The 4703-nt window shown below is 50.6% G+C and carries 6 protein-coding genes; 4 read left to right on the top strand and 2 right to left on the bottom strand.

Translation table 11 applies throughout. The annotated features are described in order from the left end of the window. A partial coding sequence (locus LBJ25_02390) for a hypothetical protein (protein MDR1452808.1) occupies window positions 1-1003 on the bottom strand: 1003 nt, incomplete at its 3' end. A gap of 969 nt (window positions 1004-1972) precedes the next feature. On the opposite strand from LBJ25_02390, the gene LBJ25_02385 reads away from it, so the two are divergent. The 4 genes from LBJ25_02385 (at window position 1973) to LBJ25_02370 (ending at window position 3253) form a co-directional block, all read left to right on the top strand. Beyond that, a complete protein-coding gene (locus LBJ25_02385; GenBank protein ID MDR1452807.1) occupies window positions 1973-2278 on the top strand; it encodes a BrnT family toxin in 306 nt (101 codons plus the stop codon). Further along, entirely contained in the window at window positions 2265-2588 is a 324-nt protein-coding gene (locus LBJ25_02380) for a BrnA antitoxin family protein (GenBank protein ID MDR1452806.1), read from the top strand. Before LBJ25_02385 ends, LBJ25_02380 begins: the two co-directional genes overlap by 14 nt. A gap of 103 nt (window positions 2589-2691) precedes the next feature. Then, a complete protein-coding gene (locus LBJ25_02375) occupies window positions 2692-2976 on the top strand; it encodes a BrnT family toxin (protein ID MDR1452805.1) in 285 nt (94 codons plus the stop codon). Next, window positions 2951-3253: a BrnA antitoxin family protein gene (locus LBJ25_02370; GenBank protein ID MDR1452804.1), complete on the top strand. Its 303-nt coding sequence runs from the start codon at window positions 2951-2953 to the stop codon at window positions 3251-3253. Before LBJ25_02375 ends, LBJ25_02370 begins: the two co-directional genes overlap by 26 nt. A gap of 75 nt (window positions 3254-3328) precedes the next feature. Here the strand turns inward: LBJ25_02370 and LBJ25_02365 are convergent, their stop codons facing one another. Further along, the gene (locus LBJ25_02365) at window positions 3329-4657 is read right to left on the bottom strand and encodes a hypothetical protein (protein ID MDR1452803.1); all 1329 of its coding nucleotides are present in this window, start codon (window positions 4655-4657) and stop codon (window positions 3329-3331) included. Window positions 4658-4703: the final 46 nt, after the last annotated feature.

Genomic DNA, 4703 nt, shown 5'->3' with positions numbered 1-4703 from the left:
CCGTCGTGTGCGTGACCTCGCTGCTCTCGGTCTGGCTCCAGTGTATGTCGTAATGGTCGATGCCGGAAGTGTCGGCCACGGCCGCCCAGTTAAAAGTATAGTTATTTTGATTTGTCCAGTTTATGGTCTGCAAAGACGTGCTCGTCTGGTCGGTGCTGTCATCTATCTGAGTGATCCGCGCAAAACCACTGCTGAAATTGCCTATCATTGTTGATCCGTCGCTGCTAGGGTCGGGCATGCTCTGATTGCCGGCTATGGTCATGGCCTCCGTCAAATAATAGCGGCTGTTCACATTGGGCTGATATATCGCTGAACTGGCCGTCAGGACAAAACTATTGCCACCACCACCACCACCACCACCACCACTGTAGTCGTAGTTTCCCGAATAACCCTGGCTCCAACCGCCGCCGCCGCCGCCGCCGCCGCCATTGCCATTGCCATAGCTTCTGGCTTGTGAGGTTGCGCCAGCTCCGCCGGCTATATCGCCGCTATTACCGCCAAAGCCACCAGAGGTGCCGCCGCCAAAGCCACCAGAGCCACCGAAATATCCGCTTCCTCCGCCTCCTCCGGCCACTATAATGCTATATTCATACCAAGTCTGATTGCCGCGGCTACTCATTAGAGATATCTCCGAAGCCGCGCCGCCGTTGGCGCCGGAGTTGTTGTAAGTCTTACTTAAGCCAGTACCATAATAATTATTATAGCTATAGCTTCCAGTGTTAAGTTGGCCATTGTTGCCATTGTTGCTATTGTTGTAGCCATTATTGCCGACATAAATATACAAAATATCCCCAGCGTTCAGGTTGGCATAGCCGCTGGCATAGCCGCCTTTGCCGCCAGCAGCGGATCCGCTACTAGCGCCGGAGGCGCCCCAGACTTCCAGTTTGTATTTGCCATTTTGCGGCGCGGTAAAAATCTGCGGATCGTTTGAATATACATAATTATAGATATTATCAGCGGACAGAGGAGAAAAGAGAATCAGGGAAAAGAAAGCCAGGGACAAAACGGGGGACAGGCATGAACAAATATTGACACCCCCTGCCGCTGCGGTTCGGCTCCGCTCACCGACCAGCGGCGTCCCTCTTGTAAAGGGGAGGAAACTGATAAGACCGGGCTTTGAGTTGGCTCCCCTTGGCAAGGGGAGCTGGCAAAAATCTGTGTCGCAGATTTTTGTCTGAGGGGTGCTCGCGCTAGCGCGACGTTGCTGAAACGCGAAAATTTCCGATAAAAGTGACGATAAAAGGGACAGGCATGTATTGCCAAAGAGCTTCATAGCAAGCCCTCAAGAATGGACGCTACATGTGGCGTGTCTGTATAATAATTATACGCTATTAGCGGGGGGGGGGGGTAACTATTAGTCAATATTAAATTCAAAAATTTTGGCATTATAAAACTCCGGTTTTTTATTTTTTCACAAATAGCGTGGCAAATATCTTTGGTCAGTAGCCTTGTTGGCTACTGACATTCCCTCCGCGACTTGTGGTCGCTGTCGGTCGCCCTCACGGGCACGGCATAGCGCTCACTTCGACTCCGCTCAGTGAGCGGGATGTGTCTGTTAAAAACAGAGCTTCGGACGGTGAGCGAAGTATCCTGCGGATACGCTGGTGAACCGCCGAAGCTAACTCGCGTTCACAGCTACGTGCCTATCCCTATTTAATATTTGCCGCGCATACGTAAGTAAATATACTTACCCTCTAAAACTCACAAGAAAGTAATTACCCACTTATCGAAAAAATATACCTTTGAAATGCATCGAATTTTTCTGGGGGAATAACATTCGGCATAACGCTCCCTTCGCCAGCGTATCCGCAAGGATACAAGCTCCCTAACGGGCTTACAGTCAGGGAGCGGTTGGACGGTGAGCAGAGAGTATCCCTGCGGATACGCGGCGAAGCGCGGTCACTGAGCTTGTCGAAGTGACCGCGCTGGTAGCGTTGACAGGGTGATTTAATATATATATAATATTTGGAGTATGCTTAATATGCTCTGGTTTTTGTCCAGACGCTTTGAATGGAACGAAAAAAAGCGCGGCGATAATACGGCAAAAGGCCGGCCAGATTTTGGTCAAGCGTTGCTGGTTTTTAAAGATAAAAACCGGATCACATTTATCGACAAAAGAAAAGATTACGGAGAAACACGGCGGCAAACCATTGGTGAAGTTGAGGGCAAATTGCTTTTTGTGGTTTGGACGCGCAGGAGCTGGGGACGGATCAGGATTATTTCGGCGCGGAGAGCGAAGCGCGGTAGGGAAAGGAGAAAATATTATGGCAATAGTTAGCAAATGGGGCTGGCAAATTTTGCGTGACCAGACCGCGGAAGGCTGGAAAAAATTCCACGAAGCCTGCCGGCACGAACCGGTGGATGACGGCGATCCGGATTGTCCTTTTCCGACCGATGAGGAGTTAGACCAATTCCAGCCGGAAAATCCGCGCGCGCGGCGCGGCCGTCCGCCCAAGCCCGACCGCAAGCAGCCGGTGTTTATGTACTTTGAGGCGAAAACGCTAAACCATTTACGCGCCACCGGCAAAGGCTGGCAGACGCGCGTCAGTGATTTTATTGCCCGGGGCGTAAAGAGCGGCGCGCTGTAAGACGCGCCAAAATTTCCGGCTAGTTTTCTCCCATTCAGCAGGACGCGGTCTCCAGATGGCAAACAGAGTTGACAGGGGCATTTTTTGCATATACACTATATAAGTGCTTTTTGAATGGGACGAAAGCAAAAACCGAGCGAATATTCTCGACCACGGGATTGAATTGGCTTTTGGCAAGCTGGTATTTAAGGACAAACAGGTTCTGGATTTTGCCGATGAACGTTTTGATTATGGCGAGGAACGCCGAGTAGCTATTGGCAAAGTTGCCCGCCGTTATGTGGTGACGGTTTATACAATGCGTGCTGAAGTGTGCCGTTTGATTTCTGTGCGTTTTGCCACTGCTAAAGAAAGGGGTAAATACGATGAGTATTGTGCGAATGACATCTGAAGAAATAGACCGGAGCTTGACGCCAGACCAGTGGAAACAATTTTGCGCCGCTGCGCGCCGCGCACCAAATCTGCTTGATCCGGACGCGCCGGATTTTTCGGAACAGATGGAGCGGGAGATCAAACGCAGAGGCCGCCCCAGAAAATCCGTGCACAAAAAAACTATCTCCATCAGGCTTTTTGAATATGATCTGGCCGCTCTGCGTTCCAGCGGCAAAGGCTGGCAGACGCGCGTCAGTGATTTTATTGCCCGGGGCGTAAAGAGCGGCGCGCTGTAAGATGTGCGAATATGTCAGCACGCCAGCCGGAGCGGAGTTGTTTTGCTAAGCGGCTGGCGAGAGAAATAACCTGATTTATTTTAAATTGTCATCGCGGTTGAGCAGACGCAGCAATTTGTCATTCTCGGCGCGCACCGTGGCTTCAGCATTTTGCGCGCGGGTGTTGTACATGGTGTTGATCTGCACGGCAATACCGTCGGAGCCCAGATTGTTGACCACTAAAAAATGGCCTTTGTTGGGGTTCACTTTATCCGCCGCGGTAAAAGTTACTTCTTCAGCATTGAAAGTATAGGTGTAGCCAGCGTCAGCCAGCGCGCTGCGTATCGAAGCCAGCACTTCGCGCTGTCCCTGGGAGATAAAAGTTTTCTCGCTGGTCAAAATTGTCTGATAAGCGGCGATGGCCTGCGCCAGATTGAAAAGCTCCTCGCTGACTTTGTCGGATAAAGCTTGTTTGGTTTCGCTGGCGCTACCTTCGATAAAAGCCTCCAGATTTACGCCGATCGCCGTGTTGATCTTGGTGAAAGACACCAGCAGATTCAGTTTTTCTTTTGCCGCGGTGAGAATAAAGTTGTTTTTGTCCTCGTTTTTAATTGTATATAAGCTGCCAGCCAGCGCGCTGCGGGCGTTGGTGTAAGCTTTGTTGAAATCAATAAAACGGTAAACCTGCCGCGTGCCTTTTTCGACCACGGGGTACGTGTCTAAATAAGCGAGCAGTTTGGCCGCAAAATCGTCGAGATATTTCTGATTACCGTCGATGTCGTAATTACCGTTGATCTCCGCCTGCAAACCGATGACCACCCGCTCGGTCTCGTCGGCTTCAATAATAACAGTACCGACCAGCGGCTCATTAAATTCATGGTTGGGCAAATTTTCGCTGATCTCAAAAATCGTGCTGCTGTCGTTGCCGATAGTGATGTCATTGGCCAGCAGATATTCGCGGATAAATGTACTGACGCGGTCGACCGTGGCGACAGGATAAGTGTAGTCAACTTCTACTGTGGAATTGAATTTGCCGTATTTATCCAGCTCGGCGATGATATCAGCTACTGCCGCCTGGGCGACGCGCGTGGATTCTGCCTCATCAACATTGCCGTTCACCAGCGCCAGCACTGTGACGACTGTTTGTCCGTCCGCGCCGTCGCTAACTCTAGCCTGCACCGATTTGCTGTCCGTGTCGATCGAGCCCAGGACCGCGTTGTTTTCCGGCACGGCGTTTACTGTGTAAGCCTCTTCGGAGGTCAGCGTATAGCCTCTGGTCTGCAAAGCCGCCGTGGTAAATTCATAGACGCGGTCTTTGTTCAAGTCCGTGTAGATTTTGTTGCCTTCCTGTTTAATATTCACTCCGCAGCCCGTAAGCAAAAACATACTGACTGCCAAACCGATAACCGCTAATTTTTTGAACATTTTTTCTCCCCCTTTTCTTTTTGTTTTTTTGTCATAAACTCGTCAT

This window comes from Candidatus Margulisiibacteriota bacterium, from assembly GCA_031268855.1.
GTDB lineage: Bacteria > Margulisbacteria > Termititenacia > Termititenacales > Termititenacaceae > Termititenax.
This window is presented reverse-complemented; position numbering and strand designations above follow the sequence as displayed.